This is a genomic window from Nocardia sp. FBN12 (assembly GCF_050320175.1).
In the GTDB taxonomy this organism is placed as follows: domain Bacteria; phylum Actinomycetota; class Actinomycetes; order Mycobacteriales; family Mycobacteriaceae; genus Nocardia.
Window position 1 is genome coordinate 5364734 of the sequence record NZ_CP190048.1, and the last position, 25507, is coordinate 5390240.

The 25507-nt window shown below is 68.1% G+C and carries 30 protein-coding genes; 7 read left to right on the forward strand and 23 right to left on the reverse strand.

The window, feature by feature from the left end:
- Nucleotides 1–29: 29 nt before the first annotated feature.
- Entirely contained in the window at nucleotides 30–3593 is a 3564-nt protein-coding gene (locus ACQHI0_RS25210) for an AfsR/SARP family transcriptional regulator (protein WP_427904276.1), read from the reverse strand.
- Nucleotides 3594–3706: 113 nt separating this feature from the next.
- Between ACQHI0_RS25210 and ACQHI0_RS25215 the strand changes: the two genes are divergently transcribed.
- Both ACQHI0_RS25215 and ACQHI0_RS25220 read left to right on the forward strand, forming a co-directional pair.
- Entirely contained in the window at nucleotides 3707–4171 is a 465-nt protein-coding gene (locus tag ACQHI0_RS25215; RefSeq protein ID WP_427904277.1) for an SRPBCC family protein, read from the forward strand.
- 70 nt (nucleotides 4172–4241) lie between these two features.
- On the forward strand, nucleotides 4242–5111 hold the full coding sequence (locus ACQHI0_RS25220) for a 1,4-dihydroxy-2-naphthoate polyprenyltransferase (protein WP_427904278.1): 870 nt from the start codon (nucleotides 4242–4244) through the stop codon (nucleotides 5109–5111).
- 47 nt (nucleotides 5112–5158) lie between these two features.
- On the opposite strand, the gene ACQHI0_RS25225 is transcribed toward ACQHI0_RS25220, so the two are convergent.
- From ACQHI0_RS25225 to ACQHI0_RS25245, 5 genes are all read right to left on the reverse strand, one after another.
- Nucleotides 5159–5554, reverse strand: coding sequence for a phage holin family protein (locus ACQHI0_RS25225; protein WP_427904279.1), 396 nt, complete (start codon nucleotides 5552–5554; stop codon nucleotides 5159–5161).
- Between the two features lie 55 nt (nucleotides 5555–5609).
- Nucleotides 5610–6191, reverse strand: a complete 582-nt coding sequence (locus tag ACQHI0_RS25230; protein WP_427904280.1) for a Clp protease N-terminal domain-containing protein — start codon at nucleotides 6189–6191, stop codon at nucleotides 5610–5612.
- On the reverse strand, nucleotides 6191–6412 hold the full coding sequence (locus tag ACQHI0_RS25235; protein WP_019049431.1) for a hypothetical protein: 222 nt from the start codon (nucleotides 6410–6412) through the stop codon (nucleotides 6191–6193). The genes ACQHI0_RS25230 and ACQHI0_RS25235 overlap by 1 nt, the downstream gene beginning before the upstream one ends.
- A gap of 93 nt (nucleotides 6413–6505) precedes the next feature.
- Nucleotides 6506–7591, reverse strand: coding sequence for a PLP-dependent cysteine synthase family protein (locus tag ACQHI0_RS25240; protein WP_427904281.1), 1086 nt, complete (start codon nucleotides 7589–7591; stop codon nucleotides 6506–6508).
- Nucleotides 7588–7914 carry a DUF4229 domain-containing protein gene (locus ACQHI0_RS25245; RefSeq protein WP_410870875.1) on the reverse strand — a complete coding sequence of 109 codons (327 nt, stop codon included), beginning with the start codon at nucleotides 7912–7914 and terminating at the stop codon, nucleotides 7588–7590. Before ACQHI0_RS25245 ends, ACQHI0_RS25240 begins: the two co-directional genes overlap by 4 nt.
- Nucleotides 7915–8077: 163 nt before the next feature.
- On the opposite strand from ACQHI0_RS25245, the gene ACQHI0_RS25250 reads away from it, so the two are divergent.
- The 3 genes from ACQHI0_RS25250 (at nucleotide 8078) to ACQHI0_RS25260 (ending at nucleotide 9323) form a co-directional block, all read left to right on the forward strand.
- A complete protein-coding gene (locus ACQHI0_RS25250) occupies nucleotides 8078–8287 on the forward strand; it encodes a BldC family transcriptional regulator (RefSeq protein ID WP_056814442.1) in 210 nt (69 codons plus the stop codon).
- A 114-nt stretch (nucleotides 8288–8401) separates the two neighbouring features.
- Entirely contained in the window at nucleotides 8402–8593 is a 192-nt protein-coding gene (locus ACQHI0_RS25255) for a hypothetical protein (protein WP_266293729.1), read from the forward strand.
- A gap of 79 nt (nucleotides 8594–8672) precedes the next feature.
- Nucleotides 8673–9323, forward strand: coding sequence for a hypothetical protein (locus tag ACQHI0_RS25260; RefSeq protein ID WP_427904282.1), 651 nt, complete (start codon nucleotides 8673–8675; stop codon nucleotides 9321–9323).
- Between the two features lie 346 nt (nucleotides 9324–9669).
- Here ACQHI0_RS25260 and ACQHI0_RS25265 read toward each other — a convergent pair whose 3' ends face one another.
- The 9 genes from ACQHI0_RS25265 to hemL all read right to left on the reverse strand — a co-directional run bounded on the left by ACQHI0_RS25265 (nucleotide 9670) and on the right by hemL (nucleotide 16718).
- Entirely contained in the window at nucleotides 9670–9942 is a 273-nt protein-coding gene (locus ACQHI0_RS25265) for a hypothetical protein (RefSeq protein WP_427904283.1), read from the reverse strand.
- A 35-nt stretch (nucleotides 9943–9977) separates the two neighbouring features.
- Nucleotides 9978–10250 (reverse strand): hypothetical protein, encoded by a 273-nt coding sequence (locus tag ACQHI0_RS25270; protein ID WP_427904284.1) that lies wholly within the window; start codon nucleotides 10248–10250, stop codon nucleotides 9978–9980.
- 106 nt (nucleotides 10251–10356) lie between these two features.
- The gene (gene ccsB, locus ACQHI0_RS25275) at nucleotides 10357–11313 is read right to left on the reverse strand and encodes a c-type cytochrome biogenesis protein CcsB (protein ID WP_427904285.1); all 957 of its coding nucleotides are present in this window, start codon (nucleotides 11311–11313) and stop codon (nucleotides 10357–10359) included.
- Between the two features lie 31 nt (nucleotides 11314–11344).
- Nucleotides 11345–12973, reverse strand: a complete 1629-nt coding sequence (resB, locus tag ACQHI0_RS25280; protein WP_427904286.1) for a cytochrome c biogenesis protein ResB — start codon at nucleotides 12971–12973, stop codon at nucleotides 11345–11347.
- A complete protein-coding gene (locus ACQHI0_RS25285) occupies nucleotides 12973–13785 on the reverse strand; it encodes a cytochrome c biogenesis CcdA family protein (protein ID WP_427904287.1) in 813 nt (270 codons plus the stop codon). Before ACQHI0_RS25285 ends, resB begins: the two co-directional genes overlap by 1 nt.
- The gene (locus tag ACQHI0_RS25290) at nucleotides 13782–14018 is read right to left on the reverse strand and encodes a hypothetical protein (RefSeq protein WP_427904288.1); all 237 of its coding nucleotides are present in this window, start codon (nucleotides 14016–14018) and stop codon (nucleotides 13782–13784) included. Before ACQHI0_RS25290 ends, ACQHI0_RS25285 begins: the two co-directional genes overlap by 4 nt.
- Nucleotides 14015–14656 (reverse strand): TlpA disulfide reductase family protein, encoded by a 642-nt coding sequence (locus ACQHI0_RS25295; protein WP_427904289.1) that lies wholly within the window; start codon nucleotides 14654–14656, stop codon nucleotides 14015–14017. Before ACQHI0_RS25295 ends, ACQHI0_RS25290 begins: the two co-directional genes overlap by 4 nt.
- Nucleotides 14653–15270, reverse strand: a complete 618-nt coding sequence (locus tag ACQHI0_RS25300) for a histidine phosphatase family protein (protein WP_427909290.1) — start codon at nucleotides 15268–15270, stop codon at nucleotides 14653–14655. Before ACQHI0_RS25300 ends, ACQHI0_RS25295 begins: the two co-directional genes overlap by 4 nt.
- 119 nt (nucleotides 15271–15389) lie before the next feature.
- A complete protein-coding gene (gene hemL / locus ACQHI0_RS25305) occupies nucleotides 15390–16718 on the reverse strand; it encodes a glutamate-1-semialdehyde 2,1-aminomutase (RefSeq protein WP_427909291.1) in 1329 nt (442 codons plus the stop codon).
- Nucleotides 16719–16916: 198 nt separating this feature from the next.
- Between hemL and ACQHI0_RS25310 the strand changes: the two genes are divergently transcribed.
- Nucleotides 16917–17303: a hypothetical protein gene (locus ACQHI0_RS25310; protein ID WP_427904290.1), complete on the forward strand. Its 387-nt coding sequence runs from the start codon at nucleotides 16917–16919 to the stop codon at nucleotides 17301–17303.
- 14 nt (nucleotides 17304–17317) lie between these two features.
- On the opposite strand, the gene ACQHI0_RS25315 is transcribed toward ACQHI0_RS25310, so the two are convergent.
- The 5 genes from ACQHI0_RS25315 to ACQHI0_RS25335 all read right to left on the reverse strand — a co-directional run bounded on the left by ACQHI0_RS25315 (nucleotide 17318) and on the right by ACQHI0_RS25335 (nucleotide 20794).
- Nucleotides 17318–17545 (reverse strand): hypothetical protein, encoded by a 228-nt coding sequence (locus ACQHI0_RS25315; protein WP_427904291.1) that lies wholly within the window; start codon nucleotides 17543–17545, stop codon nucleotides 17318–17320.
- Between the two features lie 76 nt (nucleotides 17546–17621).
- Nucleotides 17622–17885 carry a hypothetical protein gene (locus ACQHI0_RS25320; protein ID WP_427904292.1) on the reverse strand — a complete coding sequence of 88 codons (264 nt, stop codon included), beginning with the start codon at nucleotides 17883–17885 and terminating at the stop codon, nucleotides 17622–17624.
- Nucleotides 17886–18086: 201 nt separating this feature from the next.
- The gene (locus ACQHI0_RS25325; protein WP_427904293.1) at nucleotides 18087–18599 is read right to left on the reverse strand and encodes a hypothetical protein; all 513 of its coding nucleotides are present in this window, start codon (nucleotides 18597–18599) and stop codon (nucleotides 18087–18089) included.
- Nucleotides 18596–19573 carry a porphobilinogen synthase gene (gene hemB, locus ACQHI0_RS25330; RefSeq protein ID WP_427904294.1) on the reverse strand — a complete coding sequence of 326 codons (978 nt, stop codon included), beginning with the start codon at nucleotides 19571–19573 and terminating at the stop codon, nucleotides 18596–18598. Before hemB ends, ACQHI0_RS25325 begins: the two co-directional genes overlap by 4 nt.
- 42 nt (nucleotides 19574–19615) lie before the next feature.
- Complete coding sequence (locus tag ACQHI0_RS25335) at nucleotides 19616–20794, reverse strand: serine hydrolase domain-containing protein (RefSeq protein ID WP_427904295.1); 1179 nt, start codon at nucleotides 20792–20794, stop codon at nucleotides 19616–19618.
- A 255-nt stretch (nucleotides 20795–21049) separates the two neighbouring features.
- Here ACQHI0_RS25335 and ACQHI0_RS25340 point away from each other — a divergent pair, with 255 nt between their 5' ends.
- The gene (locus ACQHI0_RS25340; protein ID WP_427904296.1) at nucleotides 21050–21328 is read left to right on the forward strand and encodes a hypothetical protein; all 279 of its coding nucleotides are present in this window, start codon (nucleotides 21050–21052) and stop codon (nucleotides 21326–21328) included.
- Nucleotides 21329–21384: 56 nt separating this feature from the next.
- On the opposite strand, the gene ACQHI0_RS25345 is transcribed toward ACQHI0_RS25340, so the two are convergent.
- The 3 genes from ACQHI0_RS25345 to ACQHI0_RS25355 are packed head-to-tail and all read right to left on the reverse strand — an operon-like array spanning nucleotide 21385 to nucleotide 25456.
- Nucleotides 21385–22959 carry a bifunctional uroporphyrinogen-III C-methyltransferase/uroporphyrinogen-III synthase gene (locus tag ACQHI0_RS25345; RefSeq protein WP_301903744.1) on the reverse strand — a complete coding sequence of 525 codons (1575 nt, stop codon included), beginning with the start codon at nucleotides 22957–22959 and terminating at the stop codon, nucleotides 21385–21387.
- Nucleotides 22956–23987 (reverse strand): hydroxymethylbilane synthase, encoded by a 1032-nt coding sequence (gene hemC / locus ACQHI0_RS25350; protein WP_427904297.1) that lies wholly within the window; start codon nucleotides 23985–23987, stop codon nucleotides 22956–22958. The genes ACQHI0_RS25345 and hemC overlap by 4 nt, the downstream gene beginning before the upstream one ends.
- Nucleotides 23984–25456, reverse strand: a complete 1473-nt coding sequence (locus ACQHI0_RS25355; RefSeq protein WP_427904298.1) for a glutamyl-tRNA reductase — start codon at nucleotides 25454–25456, stop codon at nucleotides 23984–23986. Before ACQHI0_RS25355 ends, hemC begins: the two co-directional genes overlap by 4 nt.
- Nucleotides 25457–25507 lie beyond the last annotated feature (51 nt).

The following is a 25507-nucleotide window of genomic DNA, read 5'->3' on the forward strand; positions in this document are numbered from 1 at the left end:
GATCCACCGGGTCGGGTGCCGTTGTCGTGTCAGCGCAGTCCGGCGATGATCTCGATGATGCGCATCGCGGCGTCGAGACGACGCGTACCCGCCGCGCGCCGCAGCGCGGCATCCATCGCGGCATCGCCCACCACGCTCCGATGCAGGGCGAGGTGGGCGGCCAGTTCCATCGATGGACCGTCCTGCCTGGCCACCGATGTTCTGGCGAGGGTGAGTAGTTCGAGGCCGTCGGCGCGCTGGTCCTCGGTGGTGAGCAGGTAGGAACCGAGCGCGCACGCGACCGCCCCGATCTGCGGCAGATCTATGTACTGCGCGAGCCGCTGATCGGCGGTCTCGGTCATCTGGGCCACCATGTCGGCGGCAACGGACGCGCGGCCGTGCAGCACGTGGGCGCTGACGGTGGCCGCCGCCACCATCAACGAACCGGGACCGGGCGTCGGTTCGAAATCGGGCCAGCCGAGTAGTTCCAGCGCGCGGCGGTAATGACGGAGCCCGGCGTCGATATCGCCCTCGGCGAGTTCGAGTTCGGCGAGGGCGGTGGCAGCGTTGGCCAGCCGGTGGTTACGGCGAACCGTCGGGTCGTCGACCGGGCTGACACCGGAAACGTCGGGCCGCACCACGAAGTCGAGTTCGGCACGCGCCTGCTCGAGCCGGCCGCCGCCGACCAGAGCGGCGGCCAGGTAGCAACGGCTCTCCATGATCTCGTCGTGCACGCGGAGCTTGCCCATCAGCTCCAGCGCGCGGCGGTAGTACGTCACCGCGTCGTCATAGCGCGCGGACTGGCCGGACAGCTGGGCCAGGTGCTGGCATACCGTCGCCATCCCCCACACCTCCGCCGGATCCATGTCGTCGAGTGTGCGGAAGGAGTCACGCGTCGAGCCCGCGACGTTGCCGCCGTTCTCCCAGAAGTTGGCGCGTGCCACCAGCGCGGCGATCCGCACTTGCGGATGGTGTGAACGCGCGCCCCGCGCGAACAGCCTGCCCAACCGGAACGGCTTGGGCGCCACGGTGATCACCGCAGCGAGGAAGGACAGGCCCGGATCGAGATCGGGGTGCGTCAGCAGCCGTCGCGCACGTGTGCGCACGATCGCTGTCGCGCGGACACCACCGTCCTTGAGGAACAGCATGTGCAGACAGGTCAGCAGATGCGCGATCATCTGCAGGTCGGCTGCCTCGGCCGAGGCAGGCGGCGGCGCGAGGGCGACCATTCGCATTGCCCACCCGGTGAATTCCAGGTGCGCGCCACGCATCACCCACACCATCGCGACCACCGGAAACACCGAGTACGCGGTGTGCGCGTCGGCCTGCTCGACGGCGGTACGCAGCACGGCGACCAGGTTGTCCAGGTCGGCACTGACCGCGAGCACCGACGCCACCTGGTCGCCGCCGCGGTAGCCGCGAAACGACTCCAGCGCGAATTCACGCGCCCAGCAGAACATCCGGTCGAGCACGAGCGCGGATTCGGCGCCGTCGGTCACCGCGTCGACGGCGGCGATCTGTTCGGCGCCGAACTCGCGGACCGTTTCGAGCATGCGATAGCGGATGCCCGCGCCGTCGGGGTCATCGAGGACGGTGAGCAGGGACTGGCCGACCAGCCCGTCGACCGCGGCGGCCACATCGGGGCCCGCGGCGACGATCTCGGCCGCGGACAGGGTGAAACCGGCCGGGAAACGGCTCAGCCTGCGCAGCGTCACCTGCTGATCGGGATCGAGGAGGTTCCAGCTCCAGGCGATCACCGCGTGCAGGGTGCGATGCCGGTGTGGCGCGGATCGATCACCGGTGCGCAACAGGGCGAAACGATGTTCGAGTCTGGTCTCGATCTCGGCGACGCCCATCGTGCGTACCCGAGCCGCGGCGAGCTCGATCGCCAGCGGGAGACCGTCGAGGGTGCGACACAGCCTGGCCACGGTATCGGGGTCGAGACGCACATCGGGGCGCACGGCCCGTGCGCGAGCCGAGAAAAGCTCTGTCGCGGGCGAACCGGCCGCGTCGATCGCCAAAGGCGCGAGGGGATAGACGGATTCGGCGGTGATCGCCAGCGGTGCGCGGCTGGTGGTGAGCACGGTCAGCTGAGCGCAACTGCCGACGAGATCGGCGACCACCTCGGCCGCGGCATCGATCACGTGCTCGCAATTGTCCAGAATCAGCACCATCGGCCGCGCCGCGAGCGCTTCACGCAGGCGGGTGCTCGCGTCGATCTGCCTGCCTGCTCGGAGGGCGCCCGGTTCGCGCACCTCGCCGACGCCCATCACCTGCCCGATCGCGACCTCGATACCAGTGCGCGATTGTGCCCCCGCCTCCGATTCGGCCTGCACAGAGGCCAATTCGACGAGCACCACCGGCGCCGAGCTGGCCAGCCGTTCACCCACCGCGTTGGCGACCCTGGTCTTGCCCGTACCGCCGGGACCGAGGACCGTAGTCACTCGCGAGCGCAGAACCAGGTCGGTGATCGCGTCGAGATCTGCTGCGCGACCGAGCAATTCATTGGGTGCGGCACGCAGGCCCACTGCGGTTCGTGGGTGTGGCGTCGACCGGTCGGCCGTGCCGCCGTTCGCCGCTTCGACAGGCAAAGCGTTCGGCCGTTCCCGGTCGCCCACGGCGGCTGGCGCGCCGGTCCGCTGAGACCCACCGTCGCTGGTCGAACTCGCTGATGAGTCGACCGGATCTGCCGTGGCTCCACCGGGATGAGGCAAGGCGCCGGCCGGGTGGTGCCCGTCGGTGGGCCGGGATCCAGCGCCATTCGCCGGCGTCGAGACGCTCGGGTCGGCCTCAGGTTTGTGCTGTGGCGCGCGGGTTCCGGGGAACTCGATCGGTTCGCCACGCAGCACCGCGGTGTTGAGGGCGAGAAGGGTGGGGCCCGGCTCGGCGCCGAGTTCTTCGATCAGGCGCCGGCGGTACGTGGCGAAGACTTCCAGCGCCTCGTTGGTTCGGCCCGCGGTGGCGAGCAGGCGGATCAGGGTCGTGTGGGCGGATTCGTCCAGGGGGTCAGCCGTGGCGGCGGCGCGGGCCAGCGGGATCGCAGCGGTGAAGTCGCGCTGAGTGGTGTGGGCGGTGAGTTCGGTCTGATCGAGATGGCGGCGAAGGTCGTCGGCGGCCGTGCACAGGTCGTCGGCGGGAACGGAATCGGGGAGGTCGGCACCCGGTTCGCCACGCCACAGGGTGCGGGCCGAAGCGATCGTGGCGAGGCTTTCAGCGGTGTTTCCCGCTGCCAGGTGTTCGTCGGCTCGGCGGGCGAGCGCGGCGACCGCCGTGAGGTCGACACTGTCGGCGGGCAAGGTGAGGCGGTAGCCGGCGGGCCCGATCTCCAGCGCCCCCTCCGGCAGCAGTGCCCGCAGTCGCGAGACCTGAGTGTGCAGGGCGTTCATCGGTGCGCGAGGTGGCTGGTCACCCCAGACCTCGTCGATCAGCGATGCTGCGCTGCGAGCCCGGCCGGGATGCACCGCGAGAGCAGTGAGCAGCAACCGGGCGCGGGCACCGGGTAGCGCGATCATGGCGTCGTCGCGGCGGATCGCGATCACGCCGAGCACCCCCACGACAACGCGGGAGAGAGCCTCGGATGGCGACCCTTCGTGGCCGCGGTGCTGTGCAGACATGCCGGATGTCATCGTAGGCGAGCACTACGACGGGTTCCCGGTTCGCGCACCCGGTGACACCACGGTCGATGTGTCCCGCGAATTTGTCCCCACCTCGCTTTAGGCTCACGCACATGGGCAACTTCGAGGTGTCGCGGCGCACCGCCATCGCCGCCGAGCCGGCACGGATCCACGCACTGATCGATAACTTCCACCAGTGGCGGCTGTGGTCGCCGTGGGAAGACGCCGACCCCCAGCTCGTCCGCACCTACACCGGCCCGGAGTCCGGCGTCGGGGCCCGCTACGCCTGGCGTGGCAACCGCAAAGCCGGTGCGGGTGTGATGGAGATCAAAGCCGCCGCCGAACGCGAGATCGGGGTCGAGCTCACCTTCGAGAAGCCGTTCAAAGCCACCAATTTCGTCACCTTCACGCTCGACCCGGTCGCCGGTGGTACCGAGGTCATCTGGAAGATGACCGGCACTCACTCCGGCCTGATGGGCGTGCTGGGCAAGGTGTTCCCGATCGACAACCTCATCGGCAAGGATTTCGACAAAGGCCTGGCCCGGCTCAAGACGATCGCGGAATCCGCCCAGGACTGACGGCGCGGCCCGCGGCGCCGCGAGGGACTCCAGGAGCGCGGGGCGCCGGTGTCGGATTAGGCTTCGATCCATGGCTACAGCAGCGGAATGGATCGAGGGCGCCCGGCCGCGGACGCTGCCCAACGCGATCGCGCCGGTACTCGCGGGTACCGGCGCCGCCGCGTCGCTCGACGGGGCCGTGTGGTGGAAAGCGGCACTCGCGCTCCTGGTTTCGCTGGCACTGATCGTCGGGGTGAATTACGCCAACGACTATTCCGACGGTATTCGCGGCACCGACGACGAGCGGGTCGGCCCGTTGCGGCTGGTCGGCTCGAAGCTGGCCTCCCCCAAGGCGGTTCGCACCGCCGCGGTGCTCAGCCTGGCGATCGGCGCGGTCGCGGGCCTGGTGCTGGCCGTGACCACCGCGTGGTGGCTGGTGCTGATCGGGGCGGTGTGCCTGGCGGGTGCCTGGTTCTATACCGGCGGCAGCAAGCCCTACGGCTACAGCGGTTTCGGCGAGATCGCGGTGTTCGTGTTCTTCGGGTTGATCGCGGTGCTCGGTACCCAGTACGTGCAGGCACTGCGGGTCGACTGGGTCGGCCTGCTGCTCGCGATCGGTGTCGGCGCGTTCTCCAGCGCGGTGCTGGTGGCCAACAACCTGCGTGACATCCCCACCGACACCGAGTCCGGCAAGGTCACGCTCGCGGTGAAACTCGGCGACGCGCGCACCCGCACCCTGCACGTGGTGCTGCTCGCGGCGCCGTTCGTGATCAGCCTCGCGATGATGGCGAGCACGCCATGGGCGTTGGCCGGATTGCTCGCGTTGCCGCTGGCGATCCGGGCCAACGCGCCCGTGCGTACCGGCAAGGGCGGGCTGGAACTGATTCCCGCCCTTCGCGATTCCGGGCTGGCGTTGCTGGCCTGGTCAGTACTGAGCGCGCTGGCCGTCGGACTCGGCTAGTTGTCGCCGTTCACCGAGTCCCAGCACCGTGTGCCCGTCGGCAAGAGCTAGTCGCCGTCCGGTACCAGGATGCCGAGCACCCAGTTGACCAGTGTGATGATCAAGCCGCCCCACAACGCGGCCCAGAAGCCGTCGACGCGAAGGCCGTAGTCGGTGATCTCGGTGATCTTGGCGGTGAGCCACAGCATCGCGGCGTTCACCACCAGCAGGAACAGTCCGAGCGTGAGGATCACGAACGGCAGCGACAGAAGGTTCACGATCGGCTTGATCACGGCGTTGACGGCCGTGAACACGACGGCGACGATGAGCAGGACCAGGGCTTTGCCCCAGTTGCCCCACTCCGATTGCCATTCCGGCGGCACGATGACATCGATCTTGTCGATCCACGCGACCGCAGCCCAGATGGCTATGGCGTTGATGACCAACCGTATTGCTAGTTGCATACACGTAATGCTAGGCCTGGAAACGGGCATTGCGGTGGGTCTGGCGCAGTCGAGTTCACGCGGCGCGGTCGAGCATTCCGTAGACGTCGGTGCGCAGACCCGATACCGCCTCGCGCCCGCCGACGAGATCGGCGGTAGTCGACTCGGCGGCACGCAGGATGCCGAGCAGCAGATGCGCCGACGAGATCTCGCGGTCCTTGCAGTGGATCGCCTCGCGTAGCGCGAGCTCGAGCGACTTCTTCGCCTCGGTGGAGAACGGAATGTGGTCCCAGTTGGCGCCGAGTAGCCGACCGAGCAGGCCGCGCTTGGGTTCCGGTTCGGCGCGATCCCAGGCGCCGGCACCGAAATTCTCGGCGACACTGGCCTGGACGGCGTCGAGGTCGATGCCGATCGAGCGCAGCGCCTCGGCGTCGTCGCCACCCAGCGGGTCCGCCGTCGCCCGCTGAGCCACGGCGGCACGAACGCTGTCGGCCGTGATGTCGCGGGTGGCGAGTACCGCCGCCAAGTCCGGCTCCGCGTTGGCCAGCACGCCGAGCAGCAGGTGCTCCGGGCCGATCCTCGCCGCCCCCAGCTGCTTGGCGTCCTCTTGCGTTGCGACGACCGCCATCCGGGCGTTCTTACTGAATTTCTCGAACATCAGCGGGTCCCACCTTTTCGGTTGTGTTTCTGATGGACCGCTTGCTTGCTCACCTCGAGCGCCTCGGCGATGGCCTGCCACGACCAGCCGTTGGCTCTTGCATTGGCAACCTGGATGGTTTCGAGCCGGTCGGCAAGTCGGCGCAGCGCGAGAACGGCACGCAGCCCGACCGCGGGGTCGGGGTTGCCTGCCGCTGAGGCGAGGGTTGTTGCATCGGTCATGACGTCAATTTTGATTGACGACCGCCACGTTTGTCAACAAAAATTGACATCGCTGAGCGCGAACAGACGAGGAAGGAGGTGCGGAAGAAGTTGTCAGCCGTTCCAGCGGCCGGTGGTGGCGAATTCGCTGAGGATCTCGGTCGGGCCGGTCAGATCCATGTTCTGGGCGGCCACCCAGTCGTCGTCGAAGTACGTGCCCGCGTACCGGTCGCCACCGTCGCACAGCAGCGTGACCACACTGCCGCTACGGCCAGCCGCGACCAGCTCGGCGACAAGATGGAAGGCACCCCAGAGGTTCGTGCCGGTCGAGCCGCCGACGCGACGGCCGAGCGCGGTGCTCGCGTGGCGGGCGGTCGCGATGGAGGCCGCGTCGGGCACCACGATCATGCGATCGACCACCTGGCCGACGAACGACGGTTCCACCCGCGGACGGCCGATTCCCTCGATGCGCGAAGGCATTCCGGTTTCGTAGCCCGCGTCACCGGTCTCGTAGCCGCCGTAGAACGCCGAGTGTTCCGGGTCGACCACGGCCAAGCGCGTCGCATGCCTGCGATAACGGATGTAGCGCCCGATCGTCGCGCTGGTGCCGCCGGTGCCCGCGCCCACCACGATCCACTCCGGTACCGGATGGTTCTCCAGCGACAGCTGTTCGAAGATCGATTCGGCGATGTTGTTGTTGCCGCGCCAGTCGGTGGCCCGCTCGGCGTGGGTGAACTGATCCATGAAATGCCCGCCGGATTCGGCGGCGAGGCGCTTGGCCTCGGTGTACATGTCCGGCGGTCGATCGACGAAATGGCAACGGCCGCCCTGCGCTTCGATCAGCGCGACCTTCTGCGGCGACGTGCTCGCCGGCATCACCGCGACGAAATCCAAGCCGAGCAGCTTGGCGAAATAGGCCTCGCTCACCGCCGTCGAACCCGACGACGCCTCGACCACGGTCGTGCCCTCGGTCACCCAGCCGTTGCAGATCGCGTACAGGAACAGCGACCGCGCCAGCCGGTGCTTGAGGCTGCCGGTGATGTGGGTGGACTCGTCCTTGAGGTAGAGCTGCACCGGCCAGTCGGCGGGCAGCGGATACCGCAGCAGGTGGGTGTCGGCGGAGCGCTGGGTGTCGGCGTCGATCAGCCGGACGGCATTGTCGACCCAGTCACGCGGGGCGCTGCGGTCGAGGTATTTCATGCCGACGTGCTGTCGTCGTCACCCCGCAAGCGGGCCCGCAGCTGCGCCTTGTCCTGGCGGCGGCGCGCGTCGACGACGGCGATGTCCTCGTTCACCTTCACTCGCAACTTCTTGAACAACGTCAGCGAGAGCGGCATCGCGACGATCAACGCGAACAGCGCCGCGACGATGACCGGCACCTCGACACCGATCAACTTGGCGACGCCTACGATCAGCGCGGCGATCACGACGACCAGCCCGAGACGGGCCAGCGTGTAGAGCGCGAGATTGCGTACCAGTCGCTTTCCGGCGCCGGAACCCTGCTGACCTGTTGCTTCACTCACGACTACAGACTAGCCCCGCCCGGATCGCCGCCGATGCGGCCCCGTTCGCGGCTTTTGTCTATTACTTCCCCTTTACCAACAGTAGGTGGTTCGACTAGGTGGGGGTCGCAGTGCGACGATGACGCCACTGATGAGGGAACTGTCGAGAACGGAGAGGTTAGCTATGACTGCGATCACCGTCGGCCTTCAGGACACTCTGCTGACACCAGGCCAAGTGGCCGCCATGTTCCACGTAGATCCCAAGACCGTCACCAGGTGGGCTCATGCCGGCAGACTCGGCTCCCTGCGCACACCGGGCGGACATCGCCGTTTCCGCGAGTCCGAGGTCCTGCAGTTGCTCAGATCACTGACCACCGAGGCAGCGCCCCGCTGACTCACCGGCCGACGCGAGCCCACCGCGGGCTCGCGTTCGCCAAAAATTTCCCTCCCGTTGCGGATGTGCACACGGCGCGGACACGGCTACCCTCGATAGCAGGAGGTGAGCGACGTGACGTACCTGTTGGCACTCATCGCGATCGTGGCCATCGCGGTGTTGTGCTGGAAGGCGTTCGGCCCCGAAATGCCCCGCCCGAATTCCGGCCCGCCCCCGCGCAGACCGGTCCTCGGCCCTGACGACGACCCGGAATTCCTCTGGCGCCTCGGCAAACAACCACGCGACGACTCCGGCCCCACCGAGTGACCTCGCGATGTGTGTCGCCGTGAGCTGACGCACATACCCCCGTTGCGCGTCGAAAGAGCTGGGTAGATAACGTATTCCGGTGATTGATGTGCAGCAGGGTTCTGTCCCGACCACGTGGCGCGCGGCCGACGGCAGCGCCGTGACGTTCACCGAGGCACGGTCGGAGTGGACTCGCGCGGCACACGAAGTGCTGGCCGATACCGCTACCAGGTTCAACAACTTCATCGTCAACACCGAGCTGGCCGAGCTGGTCCAGGAAGAGTCCGGGATCCGGACCGCGGTGAAGTGGCAGCACTGGCTGCCCGTCGTGCTGGACAAGGTCGCCGAGAACTGTCACAAGAACAACGAGCCCCCGCTGAGCGCGCTGTGCGTGCGCAAAAACCAGACGGTCGGCACCGGCTACCGCTACATCCTCGAGCTCGCGGGCCTGCCCATCCCCGACGACCTCGAGATGCACGCCGCCGCGGCCCGCTGGCAGTGCTACCAGCACTACGCCACCGACCTCCCCGCCGACGGCGGCCTCCCCACCCTCCCCCCGAAGGTCGCCGCCATCCGCCAGTCCACCTCCGCGGACCTGGCCACCGCCGAAGCAGCCGAAGCGGCCGTCAAACGCCCCGCCGCCGCCCGCCGCACCGTAGCAGCCATCCCCAAGCCAGAACCGGTCCGCAAACCGGTCTGCCTCAACTGCCACGTAGAACTCCCGGCCAACAAGATCTGCTACTACTGCTGACCACCGATTCGGGATCGTCGGATTTCGGCAACCGGGCCCGCTCGGCAACAACAAAGGCCCGGACGCTCATTCGAGAATCCGGGCCTCACTCGTTCGACCGCGCGAACACACCTGACCTCAGGTCAGACGCACAACGGCATACCCATGGACAGACTGGACCCGTTCATCAGGCATTGCAGCAGAGCACCGGGGAGCGCGGCTGAGCCCGATTGCGGGTCCGCGGACGCCGTGAACGGCGTGGCGGAGCCCATATCCACAGCGACCGGCTCCAGGGATACGGCCGGCGCAGCCGCTGCGATCGCCGTACCCGACACTCCACAGCCAAACGAAATCGCCACGGCCGCAATCACGCCGGACGGGTATCGGAGAAGCACTCGATCACCAACGTCCCGTCGGCCGCTGGAACCAGCGATCCCGGCGCACGGACGACGACCTCCTCGATCCGTCCCGGCGATATCGGCCTGACGGTCACAACCAGGTCGTGCATCGTCGTCTGCACCGCCAGATGCTGATCAAAGCCGGACTCCATGACGCTGTCCACGATGTCGGTCAGATAGCGAAATTCGGGATGTCTGTCCGACATCGCCCGGCATCGACGCGCGATCTCGGTCCACGGCACGTCGTGAAAATCCCCGGTCCACGCACCCAACCTGATCACAACGCGATGTTCTCGGTGGGCACGATGAATCGAACCTGATCGTTGGTCGATACCGACCAATGGAGGCCGACGACAGTGCGGCCACCGCTGAGGTGCTCGGCCACGATCACTTCGATCGGGCACGGCATCGGGAAGGGTGAGTCGGGTTGGAAGTCATCGACGTCCTGCCCCAAGAAGGCCGGCAGCTTGTCGATCACAGAGTGCACGGCGCCGTCCGCATCGACGAACTCGACCTCGACTACGCCTCCGGCGGTGCTGTCATCGTCCACCCACCGGACTGCTGTCCCTTGCATTGTTGGCACGCCGAAACTTTCCTACAGAACGCCGTAGCACGCTCAGCTCGTGACTCGGGTACCGAATCAGAGTCGAGTGTGGTCAGGTCAGGCCGGCGTAGCTGTGCAGACCGCTGATCACCATGTTGATGATGAACAAGTTGAACAACATGGCGACGAAGCCGGCGATGTTGATCCAGGCTGCCTTGGTGTCTCGCCAGCCGGAGGTGGCTCGGGCGTGGAGGTAGGCCGCGTAGAGGACCCAGGCGATGAAGGAGCAGGTTTCTTTGGGGTCCCAGCCCCAGAAGCGGCCCCAGGCGGCTTCGGCCCAGATGGCGCCGAGGATGACGCCTGCGCCGAAGAGGGGGAAGCCGATGATAGTGGTTTTGTAGGCGAGTTGGTCGAGGGTGCGGGCGTCGGGGAGGCGGCGGGCAACGGTGCCGAAGATGTTCGACGACTCTTCGCCCGCGGGCTGGCGCATGCGGAACAGGTAGAGCAGGCTGGCTACGCCGGAGACCAGGAAGACGCCGCTGCCGATGCTGACGATGGTGACGTGGATCGGCAGCCAGAACGAACGCAGGGCGGGGACCACGGGGGCGGCGTCGGCGTAGAGGATCGTGCCTGCCAGGAACATCAGGATCAGCACGGGGACCAGCAGGAACGCCCACATGGCGCGGTAGCGCTGATCGCGCAGGAAGATCAGACCGATCACCACGGCGGCCGCGGTGGCCATGGTGGTGAACTCGTACATGTTGCCCAGCGGGAAGCGATGGGTGGCGAAACCGCGCAGCACGATCGAGGTGATGTGCAGGACCGCGCCTACCGAGAGCACCGAGAACGCCATGTCGCCGAAGCGCTCCGCACGCGATTTTCCGGCGGGGGTCTCGATTCGGCCCGGCAATGACGGGTCGATCGTGGTTCCCTGTTCACGGCCGACGACCGCCTTCGCCCGCGCCGAGGCGTACTGCACGATCAGCAGCACCGTTGCCAGGGTGTAGATGGCAATGGCCGACATGAAGGCGAAGTCGCTATAGCGGGCCAGCGTTTCGTCGATCTGCATCAGGATTCCGTCTCCATGTCGAGTGCGCGGATCACTTCTCCGCTCCCAGCAGCCGTGTCCGCAGTCGATCGAACTCGGCGCCCCAGCCTGCTTGATCGCTCCTGGCCAGACCGCCCATTTCTACTACGGTGCGTCGTTGACCCACGGTACCTGTTGGGTCTTCGACCGGGTACGTCCGGATCCAGATCCGCCGCCGTTTCAGCAACAGCGACACCAGCAGGCCCGCCATCATCGTCAGCGCGCTCACCAGCACCCACTGCTGGGCGGGGTCGTGCGAGACCTGCAGGTTCACGAACTCCTCTGCGCCGTCGAAGGTGACCTTCGTACCGCCGGGCAGTGTGGTCGACTCGCCGGGACGCAGGTTGACCCGCGCTTCCTTGGTCAACCGGCCCTGCTTGATCATCTCCGGGTCCAGCGAGAACAGCGACTGCGAGCGGCCGGTGTCGAGGCCGGTGTTGCCGCGGTAGATGTCGACCGCGACGGCCGGGTCGTCCATCCGGGGGAACGACGAGGTGAGCAGGCTGCCGTGGAACAGCGCGGTCGGCGCGAACAGGCCCTCGATCGCGATCTGGTTCTGTCGACGTTCCTCGTCGGTCGCGTACATGCCACCGGGCGGGTCGATCCGCAACACACCGCTGGACAGGAAGGTCTGCGCGTCGTCGGGCCGCCACTGGATCGTCTCGGTGCGGGTCTGCCCGTTGGGGAAGGTGACGGTGAACGTCGGCGCGAAGCCGTGCCCCTGCAGGTAGACACGGTCACCGGCGACGCGCAACGGATGGTTCACCTGGAGCTCGGTGCTACGCCACGTGTCGGTGCTGAGGTCCGCACCCGCCTGGTATTCGATGTTCGAGTGGAACATCTCGGCTTGGCCGGTGGGCAGGTAGTCGGCCTTGAAATCCTTCACCTTGATGCACAGCGGTGTCATGCCGGTGCCGTCGTTGACGTTGCCCGCGCGGAACGAGTCGTACACCGCGGGCGAGGTCGTGCAGAAGCCCGGACCGTTGTTGGCGATTACGATGACATTGCCCTCGTACCCGAGCAGCTTGCCCAGCGCGATCGCGACCAGCAGCCCCACCAGCGACAGGTGGAACACCAGGTTGCCGAACTCGCGCAGGTAGCCCTTCTCGGCGGACAGCGTCACCTCACCATCGCGCTGACCGGGGCGAATCTGGGTCCGCCACCCACGCAACGACGTCTCAGCGGCCTCGATCACCTCGTCGGGCGTGCGGTCGTCGGTTTCGCTGAAGTGGTGTGGCAACCGGCCGAGGTTGCGCGGCGCTGCCACCGGTGGGGTGCGCAACGCCCGGTAGTGGTCCCAGCAGCGCGGCAGGATGCAGCCGACCAGCGAGATGAACAGCAGCACGTAAATGGCGGTGAACCAGAAACTGCCGAACACGTCGAACAGTTCGAATCGGTCCATCCACGGGCCGAGCGTCGGACGGTCGGCGATGTACTGGTCGACCTTCTGCGCGTTCAAGCTGCGCTGCGGCAGCAGCGCGCCGGGGATGGCGGCGAGAGCGAGCAGGAACAGCAGCACCAGCGCGGTGCGCATGCTCGTCAGGCCGCGCCAGGAATTTCGGACCAGGGCCCAGGCCCGGCCCAGCAGCGACTGCCGGACGGGCGGGGTGGGGGTGGTCGGAGTGGTCAGTGTGTCAGTCATCAGATCGGAAGAGTCACCTCGGAGACGAACCCGTCACGCACCCAGCTGACGAACTGATCCCATGCCCCCGTGACCAGCGCGACGCCGACGGCGACGAGCAGAACACCCCCGATTACCTGAATAGTGCGCGAATTACGCCGCAGCCAGCCGACCCCACGCAACGCACCGGCCGATCCGAAGGCCAGCACGATGAACGGCAGCCCGAGACCGAGGCAGTACGCGACGATCAACGTCACCCCGCGCACGGCGGTGGTGCCCTCGGTACCCGCGGAAACCGCCATCACACCCGACAGCGTCGGCCCCAGACACGGCGTCCAGCCGAGCGCGAACACCCCGCCGAGCAGGGGTGCGCCGAGGATGCTGGTGAGCCTGCGCGGCTCCATCCGCGTGTCGCGCTGCAGGGCGGGGACCAGGCCGATGAACACCAGACCCATCAGGATCGTCACCACGCCGCCGATGCGCTGCAGCAGTTCCCGATTCACATTGAGGGTCTGGATCACGCCGAAAACAGTGGCCGTGGCCAGCACGAACACCACCGTGAACCCGGCGACGAACAGCACGGCGGCACCGGCGACGCGCATCTTCGCACTACGGCGCTGCGCGGTGAGCGTGGCCTGGGTACTGGTGGCAGGCGGTGCCTCGGCACCGACCAGCCCGGCCAGATACGACAGATAGCCGGGGACGAGCGGCACGACACACGGTGAAGCGAACGACACCAGGCCCGCGAGCAGGCAGGCTCCCAGCGCCAGCAACAGCGGACCCGATGCCGCCGTCTGCTGGAAGGAATCCCCGACTGCGGCGAGCGGAATCACTCGTCGTTGCTCGCGTCGATGTCACGCTCTTCGTCGCGCGGCAACGACAGAGTGCGCTCGGTCTCGGCCGGTTCCGCGGGGCCGAAATCGAACAGACCGGCACCGGCGACACTACGCGGGACGGTCGCGATGCCGGCCCAACGGTCATCGACCGTCCAGCCCGCACCCATTCGGCGCGCGCCCTGACGGGGACGACACGCGGTCAGATTTCCTGGACGACGACGGCTGCTCACTGCTTCTCCTCGGCGGCGATGCGCTCGACCACGGGCTGCAGATCTTCTGCAAGTAGCGAGCGAAGGAAGACCGCGGCGACCCGGTGCTGACGATCCAGGATCAACGTGGTCGGAATAACACTGGTGGGAAAGTTTCCGCCGAGAGCGAGCAAGGTCCGCATCGACGGGTCGTAGATGGACGGGTATTCGATCTTGTTGTCCACTACGAAGTCCTGGGCTTTGTCGCGCTGATGGTCACGGACATTGATTCCCAGGAACGCGACGCCTTGATCTCTGGTCGCCGCGAAGACTTTTTCGAGAGCGGGCGACTCGGCGCGGCACGGGCCGCACCACTGTCCCCACAGGTTCACGACCACGATCTGGTTCGGGAAATCGTCGACCGAAACGGTCTTTCCCTCGTTCATCAGATCGGGCCCCGAGAGCGTACCGATCGTTCCGCGGGTGGCGGGCGGATCGTAGTAGATATCCGTTCTACCACCGGGTGAGACGAATTCGAAGGTCCCACCACCGGTGGCAACCGCATCGGTACCCGTCGAACAGCCCGCCGCGGCGGCGATCACCAGCAGGGCGGACAGCACGGCGGTCAGCGCCCGCGGCCGACGGCCACGGGCGGTTCCCGAAGAGGTGAAGCGTGTCATGCGCCGTGTACCGACGGATCCGACGCGCCCGCCGGCTCGGAATAGACGATGTCGACGAGCGTGTCGCCGTGATAGACCAGCGAGGTCAGCGACGCGAGCGAGCACTGCCGGTTGCGCGGGTCGTGCCACAACCGCTGGCCCTGCAGGAATCGGCGCAGCGTCCAGACGGGCAGCTGATGCGAGACCAGCACCACTTCGTGACCGGCGGCTTCGACGCGGGCCTTGTTCACCGCGGCGAGCATGCGATGGGCGATCTGCAGGTACGGCTCGCCCCAGGACGGGGTGAACGGATCGCGCAGCTTCCACCAGTGCCGCGGCTTGCGCAGGGCACCGTCGCCGACGGACACGCGCAGGCCCTCGAAGGTGTTGCCCGCTTCGATCAGGTTCTCGTCGGTGCGCACGATCAGGTCGTGGGCGGCCGCGATCGGCGCCGCGGTCTCCTGGGCGCGCTGCAGCGGGGAGGCGATCACCATCGAGATGTCGTGATCGGCCAGCGAGCGCGCGACCGCACCGGCCTGCGAGCGCCCGGCCACCGAGAGGCTGAAGCCGGGCAGGCGGCCGTAGAGGATGCCGTTCGGGTTGTGTACCTCGCCGTGGCGCAGCACGTGCACGATGGTTTCGACGCTCGACGGGTCGTCGTCGAGGGCGGGCGGCGCGGCGGCGGGGGCAGGATGGGGCGCCTCGTCGCTATCCGCCGGGACTGGGGCGAATTCTGCGTCGGGCTGGTCGGAGCTCACGCTAGGGATCCTTCGGGGGTTGCGGCCGCGGCCGCGAGGGCGGCGGCGGGCAGAGCGGCGGCGATACGGTCGAACGCGTCCTCGTCGAGTGCCGCGGAGACGAACCAAGCCTCGAACGCGCTCGGCGGCGCGTACACGCCCGCGTCGAGCAGGGCGTGGAAGAAGGCGGGGTAACGCCAGGTCTGGCTCGCTTTGGCGGCGGCGTAATCGGTCACCGGGCGCTCGGCGAAGAACACGCTCACCATATTGCCTGCGAACTGGACTTGATGCTCGACACCGGCCTCTGTCAGGGCCTTCGCGAAGAGCGAGCCGAGGCGATCGGCGTTGCGGTCGAGCGCCGCGTACACCTCGGCGTCGGCCGCGCGCAGCGTCGCCAGGCCCGCCGCGACGGCGACGGGATTACCGGACAGGGTGCCCGCCTGATAGACCGGGCCGAGCGGGGCGAGGTTGTTCATGATCTCGGCGCGACCGCCGAACGCGGCGGCGGGCAGGCCACCGCTCATCACCTTGCCGAAGGTGTAGAGATCACCGGCGACGCCTTCGCGGCCGTACCAACCCGAGGCGCTGACCCGGAAACCGGTCATCACCTCGTCCATGATCAGCAGCGCGCCGTTGTCGTGAGCCAGGGTGCGCAGTCCCTCGTTGAAGCCGGGCAGCGGCGCGACCGCGCCCATGTTGCCCGCGGCGGCCTCGGTGATCACGCACGCGACCTGGCCGGGGTGCGCCTCGAAGGCAGCGGCGACGGCGGTGAGGTCGTTGTAGGGCAGCACGATCGTGTCGGCGGCTTGCGCGCCGGTGACGCCGGGCGAGGTCGGCAGGCCGAGCGTCGCGACGCCGGAACCCGCGTCGGCCAGCAGCGCGTCGACGTGACCGTGGTAGCAACCGGAGAATTTGATGATCTTGGAGCGGCCGGTGAAGCCGCGGGCGAGACGGACCGCGCTCATCGTGGCTTCGGTACCGGAGTTCACCAGGCGAACCCGCTCGACGGGATCGACGCGGGCAGCGATGGCCTCGGCGAGCTCGATCTCGGCCTCGGTCGGCGCACCGAACGACAGTCCGCTCGTCGCGGCCTTCTGCACGGCCTCGACGACGGCGGGGTGGGCGTGACCGAGGATCATCGGCCCCCACGAACACACCAGATCGACGTAGTCGTTGCCGTCGGCGTCGATGAGGGTGTAGCCGCTCGCGGAGGTGATGAACCGCGGCGTACCGCCGACCGAATTGAACGCACGAACCGGGGAATTGACGCCACCCGGGATCACGGCGGCCGCCCGCTCGAAGAGCTGGGCCGAAACCGGTACCTGCGTAAGACTCACGGATTCCAGTGTCTCAGTTCGCCTCGGCACGCCGGACGACAGGGTGGAGCACAGTGACCCAGACCGCAGCGACCCACCGACGACACGCCCGACACGCCGCCCCGATTGGCGAAAGATTTCGATCTAGGCCCATTGGCCTGCGACTACGCTCCGGGCGGCTCAGCACCTGAGCCTGGAGTGATTCGGCTATCAGCGGGAGGGTTTTTCATGCGTTTCGGCGTCACCAGCACTGCCCTTGGCACGGGGTTCGTCGCGGCGGGAGTGCTACTCGGCGCGGGTTCGGCCACCGCGTTCGCACCGCAGATCCAGCCCGATCGGATCGGCGCTCAGCTCAGCCACGAGGAGACCGTGGCACTCGGCGCGGGGCCGATTCCGGCGATCACCGCGATGTTCGTGCCCGCTCAGCGGATCGGCGCGGGGCTGCACGCCGATACCGAGCTGTACCGCGACGCCGACGGCGGCATCCGCGCCACCCTGCGTCAGGTGGTGACGGAGGCGGCGGCACATCCCGACGGCACCGTCTCCGTTTTCCTGAACGCGCCCGGCACGCGCGGCGGCCGCGTCGTCGACGTCTACCAGCAGTGGGTTTCCTAGGCGGCTGTGCTGGTCTAGGTGTACATGCAGGGAACTTCGGCCGAGATCGTGTGCAGCTGGCACATGAGGCCGTTGTAGATCGCGCTCGAACCGGTCTCCGGGGCGAAACCGCCACCGGCGGCCGGCTCGGCGACCATCGGGGTGAGCGGCAGGCCGGCAGCGGCCTGAGCGGGTGCCGCGGCCAGAGCGATCGTCGCCACAGCGGCGGCGACGGTACAGATTCCGGCGGTCAGTCTTGTCATCGATTCCTCCTCGAGAGAGCCCGTGGCGCGAGCTCGTGTCCCGAACCCCCACGCGGACATCGGAATTCGGCTTCCCCTAGATCATCGGTTCGATGCCGCGTCGCGCTACAGATCTGGCATAGCTCCTGGCCACGGCATCGATCACCAGTAACCCGCCCACCATCACCAACGCGCAGGCGAGCAACAGCAGCGGCGGCACATAACGCACCGCCGCGAAACCTGGATGCTCCTCGGTGCCCGCGAATTCGGTCGTGCGCCGTGCGGCCCGCCAGCTGACAACCCCGCAGGCCAGGAAAAGCACGGCGAAGCCGAGTTCGACAAGCGCGATCCAGCGTTTCATTCCTGCGATCCTGCCAGGGGCAAGATCGAATCAGCCGACCAGGCTCGGGAGCAGAATCAGCGCGATGAGAGCGAGGGTGAGCACGACCATCAACCCGATGACCAACAGGTCGCGTCGCAGGCTGTGTGGTTGCTCGATCACCACGCGCATCATTGCCTCCGCTCAACCGGTGTGATAATCCTCACCATACACTGCGCAGGGTCACTTCCGGTGGGCCAGGAAGTACTTGGTCGACTCCGGCCGGTAGCTCAGGAACGCGGCGCCGGCGGCCAGCACGCCCTGCACGATCGCTGAGCCACCCGCCACGATCGTCGCGGGGTTCGCGACAGCGGAGAAGCTGAACATGGTGGCGATGGCGCCGAGTCCGAGCCAGATCGCGATGACCGTGAGCACCGTGCGCGCCCAGCTCTTGCCACGGCCGAGCTGATGCGCGATGGCCACGGTGACACCGGCCAGCAGCACGCCGACCAGCGCGGTCACCGCGAAAGCCACCAGCACCATCACATCGACAGTCGACGCAGGGAAGTTCGGATCCGACTTGTGCATCTCGTCGAGGAACTGCTTGCTGAGCTTGTCGCGCTCGCCGGTCATGGTGATGACGCTGGCGAACGTGTAGACGACACCGAGGCCGGCGATTCCCCACCACAGTTGACGAGCGGTGCCGACGTCCTCGGGCATGGGCAGGGTTTCGGGTTTGTTCGGCGGAACGATCACGACAGCCAGTGTGCTGCCTCGGTCGCCCAGTAGGTGAGCACGATGTCCGCGCCTGCCCGCCGGATGCCGATCAGCGACTCCAGAATCGAGGCCCTGCGATCGATCCAGCCACGCTCGGCGGCGGCGGTGATCATCGCGTACTCGCCGGAGATCTGGTAGGCCGCGACGGGGACCGTCGAGCGGTCGGCGACGTCGCGCAGGATGTCGAGGTAGGACATCGCGGGCTTCACCATCACGATGTCGGCGCCCTCGGCGAGATCGAGGTCGAGTTCGCGCAGCGATTCCCGGCGGTTGGCCGGATCCTGCTGGTAGGTGCGCCGATCGCCTTCCAGCGTCGAGCCGACGGCCTCGCGGAACGGGCCGTAGAAGGCCGAGGCGTACTTGGCCGCGTAGGCGAGGATCGCGGTGTCGGTGCGGCCGACGGCGTCGAGTCCGCGCCGGATCGCGCCGACCTGGCCGTCCATCATCCCGCTGGTTCCGAGCAGGTCGGCGCCCGCCTCGGCCTGCGACAGCGCCATCTCCACATAGCGGTGCAGGGTGGCGTCGTTGTCGACCGCGCCGTCGGTGCCGATCACGCCGCAGTGGCCGTGATCGGTGAACTCGTCCAGGCAGGTGTCGGCCATGATGACTGTCGCGTCCCCGACCTCTTCGGCCAGCGCGCGCAGACCACGATTCAGGATCCCGTTCGGATCACTGGCCTGGCTGCCCGTGGGGTCCTTGTCCTCGGGCAGCGGCACCCCGAACAGCATCAGCCCGCCGACCCCGGCGGCCACCGCCTCCGCGGCGGCCTTGCGCAGGGAGTCCAGCGAGTGCTGATACACCCCGGGCATCGAGCTGATCTCCCGCGGCTCGTCGAGCCCGTCGGCCACGAACATCGGCAGCACCAGCTGACGCGGCTGCAGCGTGGTTTCGGCGACGAGTCGACGCAATGCGGGTGTCCTGCGCAACCGCCGTGGGCGGTCGAAAGCGGTCATAGCCCGCAGAATACGCCTGTCCCCCGATGGTCGCCGCAGCGCCTACAGCGGGTCGAATCCACGAGCCAGTTCGCCCAGAATCTGCTCGAAGGTAGCGAAGACGGGTAAGGGACCGGCCTCGCCCCAGGTCTGGTTGGTGAGCAGAATCGCGGTGACGGCGCCGTCGTTGGACCAGATCGAGCCGAGGCCGCCGGCCCAGCCGTAGGCACCCGCGCGTGGACCGTCGGGGTCGTCGCGCAGTTGGACGCCGACGCCGTAGCCCCAGCCCGCGCTGTCGTCGGGGCCAGGTCCGCCGCGGGACAGTTGCTCGGGTGTGAGGTGGTTGGTGGTCATGGTGGTGACGGCTTGTTCGGACAGGATGCGGGTGCCGTCGAGTTCGCCGCCGTTGCGCAGCATGCGGGCGAAGCGGTGGTAGTCGGCGAGGGTGGAGACCAGGCCGTCGCCGCCGCCTTCGAAGGCGGGCGGGTTGCTCCATTGGCCGACCGCCGGGTCGAAAACGGTGCGGGCGCCGTCGATTTCTGCGTAATGCGGGCCGAATCGGGCCAGTTTCTCCGGTGGGACGGCGAAGCCGGTGTCGCTCATGCCGAGTGGGCGCAGGACGCGTTCAGTGAGGAATTCCGAGAGCGGTGTGCCCGCCGCCCTGGCGATCAGAAAGCCGAGGATCGGTGCGCCGACGTGATAGAGCCAGCGTTCACCCGGCTGGAATTGCAGCGGCAGGGTGCCGAGTCGTTCCAGCCAGGTATCCGGGGGCAGCATCTGCGCGGGGGTCGGTGGACCCCAGCCGAGATCGAGTTCGCTCCAGGCCGCATTGAACGGCTTTGGTGCGAAGTCGGCGAAATCCATGCCCCAACCGAGGCGGAAGGTGAGGAGGTCCTCGACGGTGATCGGGCGGTTCGCCGCGACCGTGTCGGTGATCTCGGCGGCTGGGTTCGACAGGACCCGCAAGTCGGCGAGTTCGGGGAGCAGCCGGTCGACCGGTTCGGCCGGGTCGAGGACACCGTCGTCGATCAGGATCGACGCGGCGACCGCGGTGAGCGGTTTGGTCATCGAGGAGATCCGGAAGATCGTGTCGGTGCGCACCGGCGTGCTGCGCGTGCCATCGACGTACCCGACGGCGCCGGTGGCTACGTCGTCGCCGATCGCCACGAGCCAGGCCAGGCCGAGCAGTTCGTCCGCCACGACGTGCGCGCCGAGCCGCTTGTCGATCTCGTCCACCGTCATCACATCTCCTCGGATCGCGTTGGCGCAACTAGACCACAGCGGTCCGACAGCTATCGGCGATTTGCCACCCGCAGCGCTTCGCCGAAGTCGGCGACCGGTCGCGGCGAACCTGTGGATAACATCGAAACCGGTTGGAGCTCAATGGCTTCCGCGCGAGATCGCCGAAACCTGTCGGTGCCTCTCGCTATAATCGAAAGCGTGTTCGAGGGTTCCGACGACCGGGGGCGGAACCCACACGCGACGGGAGGACGCCGAATGAATGCCATTGCCGCCAAGACCACTTTCATCACCGCGCCGTACGTGCCGCTGGAGAAGAAGCGACTGCCCGCGGGCAGACCGCGCCGCTGGTATGTGGCGCACAATCGCCGGCTCAAGGCCATGCGTTTGACCATCGCGCTGCTGGATTCCGGTGTGTACCTGCCCAATCAGGCCACCAACGAGACGATCCGGCGCACCGCGGAGAAGATCGACATCCGCCCGCCCTCGGATGCCACCTGCAGGCTGGTGCGCACGCTGCTGCGCTACAGCCGATGACCCTGATACGCCGAAAGCCCGCCGGTGCGGGCGGGCTTTCGGGGTATCTGCTGAAGCTAGCGGCTGCTGCTGCGGCGGCTCTTCTTACGCGGCGGCGGCAGCAGGCCCTCGGCGCGCAAGCGCGACGCGTGCTCGGCCAGTGCCTCCACCAGCGGACCCACCTGGGCCGACTCGGGCTGCACATCCACGCGCAGACCGAACTCGATCGCGGTCTCGGCGGTCTTCGGGCCGATGCAGGCCACGATGGTGCGAGCGTGCGGCTTGCCCGCGATACCCACGAGGTTGCGGACCGTGGAGGACGAGGTGAACAGGACCGCGTCGAAACCGCCGGTCTTGATCATCTCGCGGGTCTCCGCCGGCGGCGGCGAAGCGCGCACGGTGCGGTAGGCGGTGACGTCGTCGATCTCCCAGCCGCGCTCACGCAGGCCTTCGGCGAGGGTCTCGGTGGCGATGTCGGCGCGGGGCAGCAGCACCCGGTTCACCGGATCGAACACGTCGTCGTAGGGCGGGAAGTCGGCGAGCAGGCCCTCGGAGGACTGTTCGCCACTGGGCACCAGTTCGGGGTTGATGCCGAAGGAGCGCACCTTCTCCGCGGTGGCCTCACCGACGCAGGCGATCTTCACACCGGAGAATGCGCGCGCGTCCAGACCGAACTCGGCGAACTTCTCCCACACCGCGCGCACGGCGTTGGTGGAGGTGAACACCACCCACTGGTAGCGCCCGTCGACCAGGCCCTTCACGGCCCGTTCCATCTGGGCGGGGCTGCGCGGCGGCTCCACCGCGATCGTCGGCACCTCGATCGGGATCGCACCGTGGGTGACGAGCCGCTCGCTCATCTCGCCGGCCTGATCCTTGGTGCGCGGCACAAGCACGGTCCAGCCGTAGAGGGCACGCGATTCCCACCACGACATCTTGGCGCGCTTGTCGACTTCCTTGCCCACCGTCACGACCAGCGGGCCGACCAGCTCGGAGGCGGCGTTGTTCAGCGAGGCCAGCGTGGCCTCGATGGTGCGCTGCTGACGGGTGGTGCCACGCACAGTCACCGCGACCGGCGTCTGCGGCGCCAGGCCGTGTTCCACCAGCGCGCTCGCGGTCTCGGCCAGGTGCCCGGAGGTGGCGTGCAGCACCAGCGGGCCGGGGGCGGCGGCCAGCGCCGACCAGTCGACCTCGCCGCGCACATCGGCTTCGGTGTGCCCGGAGCCGAGCGCGATGCCCGCGTAGCTGGGCACGGCCGAGCCGTTGGGCAGGCCGGGCAGCACCTCGAACACCATGTGCGAGCGGGTGACGGCGTTGACCTCGTTGATCACCGAATCGGTGGTCAGCGGGTCGCCGGTGACGATGCGGACCACGTCGTGACCGTTGCGCGCCTCGGCGATCAGCGTTTTGGCCACCTCGGCGGGTTCGCCGAGGGCGGGCCGCACGTCGACCGGGCTCTCGCCGTTCTCGTCCACCTCGTGGGCGATACCGATCAGGGCGAGCACGCCCTTGTCGACATCGGGGTCGGTGAACGCCAGCATCGCCCGCTCGAGCACCTCACGGGCGCGCACGGTCAGCAGGGCCGGGTCGCCGGGGCCGGATCCGACGAAAAGGATCCGCCCTGGTTGCTTCTTGGTAGCTCGGCTGCTGCTCATCGGTTGTTCTCCATCGGGCTGGAATTAGTGAAGTCGGTGGGCGCCGGTTCGTCTGCGACGCTCAGCAATGCGCGAGCCCCCAGGTCCAGCAGTTCGCGCGCCAGCGTGCGACCGAGTTCGGCCGCGTCTTTCGGCGCGCCGACGATCGAGGCGCGCAAGACGTCGGAGCCGTCGATCGCGGCGGCACAGGCGCGCAGCGAGAGTTCGTCGAAGATTCGGCCGTCCTCGTCGATCGACTCGACGATCTCGGCGAGTGCTCCGATCGGTGCGGTGCAGCCTGCCTCGAGCTCACCGAGCAGCGAACGCTCGGCGAGCACCGCGGCTCTGGTCGCGGCATCGTCCAGACCGGCGAGTACCTCGATCAATTGCGGGTCGTCACTGCGGCATTCGACCGCGAGGGCGCCCTGTGAGGGGGCGGGCAGCATCTGCACCGGTTCGAGCGATTCGGTGATCTCGTCGGTGCGCCCGATCCGGCACAGGCCGGCCCGGGCGATGACGATCGCGTCGAGTTCGCCCTCGCTCACCTTGCGCAGGCGGGAGTCGATATTGCCGCGCAGCGGAAGAATGTCGAGACCGAGCCCGAGTGCGCGCAGCTGCGCGGCGCGGCGCGGCGCGGAGGTGCCGACGCGGGCACCGGCGGGTAGCTCGCCGAGGACCATGCCGTCGCGAGCCACCAGCGCGTCGCGCGGGTCCTCGCGAACCGGGATCGCGGCGATGGTGAAGCGCGGATCCTGCGCGGTGGGGAGGTCTTTATAGGAGTGCACCGCGATGTCGATGCCGCCCGCGGCGAGCTCGTCGCGCAGCGCGGAGGTGAACACCCCGACACCGATCTTCTGCACCGGATCCGATGACAGATCGCCCGGCGTCTTGATGACCACCAGTTCGGCGGGCTGCCCCGCCGCGATCAGCGCATCACGGATGGTGCCCGCCTGTGTCAGCGCGAGCAGGCTGCCGCGCGTGCCGATCCGCCACGGCGCACTGCTGCTGCCTGCGGTCACGGTGTCCTCTTCCTGCACTGTCGTGGTCATGCGGTTTCCTCCTGCGCATGCCCGAGCGGCGCTGCGTGGTTTCGCATGCTGCCTGTGTCGGGTCTTGACTCGGTCAAGCGTGACGGCCCATCGCCGAGGTGGCCTGCGGTGAAGTCGTCGGCCAACGCGGACTCGCCCGCGGCGACCTCCATCGGCGCGGCAACCGCTTGTACCGCACCGGGTTTCAGTTCGAACAGCTCACGCAACGCTTCGGCGTAGCTGTCGCCGCCCGGGGTGGATGCCAACTGCTTCACGCGCACGGTCGGCGCGTGCAGCAGCTTGTCGACGACGCGGCGCACGGTGCGCGCCACCTCGTCGCGGGCCGGGTCGGCCAGGTCGGGCAGCCGCGAATCGAGGCGGAGCAATTCGGCCTCCACCACATCGGCGGCACGCTGACGCAGTGCGGCCACCGTGGGGGTGACCTCCGCCATGCGTTGCCCGGCAAGGTATTTGGCGAGTTCGTCGGCGACGATGACGCGCGCGGCGGCGGTGTCGTCGGCCGCGGCGCCCGCGGCCGGATCGCGCTGCAGCGATTCGATGTCGATCACGGCCACGCCCGGCAGACCTGCCACGGCGTGCTCCACATCGCGGGGCAGGCCCAGATCGCAGAAGACCAGCGGACGCTCGGCGGCGTCGGTGCGAGCTCGCCCGGCGAGCGCGCGGTGGGTGTCGGCCAGGGTCACCACGGACCCGACCGCGCCGGTACAGGTGATCACGACATCGGTGCCGGCCATGGCCTCGGTGAGCCGCGACATCTCGACCGCTTCGGCATCGACACCGTGCATGGTGCGCCCGGTCTCGGCGAGCCGCTGTGCGCGTTCGAGGGTCCGGTTGACGACGATGATGCGCCCGATCCCGGCCCGCGACAGATGCGCCACGGCCAGCCCGCCCATCGCACCGGCACCGACGACGACCGCGGTCCGCCCGGCGAGATCGCCGACGACACCGCGTGCGCGATCCAGCGCCACCGACACCACCGAGGCACCGGCCCGGTCGATCCCGGTCTCCGAATGCACCCGCTTGCCGACCCGCAACCCGTGCTGGGCCAGCTCGTGCAGGGTACGCCCGACCGCCTGCTGACCGTCGGCGCTGGCGTAGGCGCTGCGAATCTGGCTCAGCACCTGCTGCTCGCCGACGACCATCGAGTCGAGGCCGCTCGCGACCGCGAAAAGATGCTCGGCCGCCGCCTCGCTGTAGCGCACGTAGGCGTGCTTGGTGAGATCGCCCAGCGGCAGTCCGGAATGCTTGGTGAGCAGCTCGCTCACCTCGCCGAGTCCGCCGTGGAAGGCGTCGACGACGGCGTAGACCTCGACCCGGTTACAGGTGGAGACGATCATCGCCTCGGACACATGGCTCGACGAGAGCAGCCGATCCACCAGCTTCGGCCGATCGGCCTCACTGATAGCGACCTTCTCGAGCACCGATACCGGGGCGCTCCGATGCGAAATCCCGACCAGCAACACACTCATGACCGCACCTCGCCGATGCTCGGCCGCGTCATGCGCGTCCGCACGCCGTGT

Coding starts and splice junctions, on each gene's coding strand:
- ACQHI0_RS25310 (WP_427904290.1), top strand. CDS start 16,917: ATGCGTTTCGGCGTCACCAGCACTGCCCTTGGCACGGGGTTCGTCGCG.
- hemC (WP_427904297.1), bottom strand. CDS start 23,987: ATGACCACGACAGTGCAGGAAGAGGACACCGTGACCGCAGGCAGCAGC.
- ACQHI0_RS25355 (WP_427904298.1), bottom strand. CDS start 25,456: ATGAGTGTGTTGCTGGTCGGGATTTCGCATCGGAGCGCCCCGGTATCG.
- ACQHI0_RS25230 (WP_427904280.1), bottom strand. CDS start 6,191: ATGTTCGAGAAATTCAGTAAGAACGCCCGGATGGCGGTCGTCGCAACG.
- ACQHI0_RS25340 (WP_427904296.1), top strand. CDS start 21,050: ATGAATGCCATTGCCGCCAAGACCACTTTCATCACCGCGCCGTACGTG.
- ACQHI0_RS25220 (WP_427904278.1), top strand. CDS start 4,242: ATGGCTACAGCAGCGGAATGGATCGAGGGCGCCCGGCCGCGGACGCTG.
- hemB (WP_427904294.1), bottom strand. CDS start 19,573: ATGACCGCTTTCGACCGCCCACGGCGGTTGCGCAGGACACCCGCATTG.
- ccsB (WP_427904285.1), bottom strand. CDS start 11,313: ATGCAGATCGACGAAACGCTGGCCCGCTATAGCGACTTCGCCTTCATG.
- resB (WP_427904286.1), bottom strand. CDS start 12,973: ATGACTGACACACTGACCACTCCGACCACCCCCACCCCGCCCGTCCGG.
- ACQHI0_RS25240 (WP_427904281.1), bottom strand. CDS start 7,591: ATGAAATACCTCGACCGCAGCGCCCCGCGTGACTGGGTCGACAATGCC.
- ACQHI0_RS25235 (WP_019049431.1), bottom strand. CDS start 6,412: ATGACCGATGCAACAACCCTCGCCTCAGCGGCAGGCAACCCCGACCCC.
- ACQHI0_RS25315 (WP_427904291.1), bottom strand. CDS start 17,545: ATGACAAGACTGACCGCCGGAATCTGTACCGTCGCCGCCGCTGTGGCG.
- ACQHI0_RS25215 (WP_427904277.1), top strand. CDS start 3,707: ATGGGCAACTTCGAGGTGTCGCGGCGCACCGCCATCGCCGCCGAGCCG.
- ACQHI0_RS25345 (WP_301903744.1), bottom strand. CDS start 22,959: ATGAGCAGCAGCCGAGCTACCAAGAAGCAACCAGGGCGGATCCTTTTC.
- ACQHI0_RS25225 (WP_427904279.1), bottom strand. CDS start 5,554: ATGCAACTAGCAATACGGTTGGTCATCAACGCCATAGCCATCTGGGCT.
- ACQHI0_RS25320 (WP_427904292.1), bottom strand. CDS start 17,885: ATGAAACGCTGGATCGCGCTTGTCGAACTCGGCTTCGCCGTGCTTTTC.
- ACQHI0_RS25210 (WP_427904276.1), bottom strand. CDS start 3,593: ATGTCTGCACAGCACCGCGGCCACGAAGGGTCGCCATCCGAGGCTCTC.
- ACQHI0_RS25250 (WP_056814442.1), top strand. CDS start 8,078: ATGACTGCGATCACCGTCGGCCTTCAGGACACTCTGCTGACACCAGGC.
- ACQHI0_RS25335 (WP_427904295.1), bottom strand. CDS start 20,794: ATGACGGTGGACGAGATCGACAAGCGGCTCGGCGCGCACGTCGTGGCG.
- ACQHI0_RS25295 (WP_427904289.1), bottom strand. CDS start 14,656: ATGACACGCTTCACCTCTTCGGGAACCGCCCGTGGCCGTCGGCCGCGG.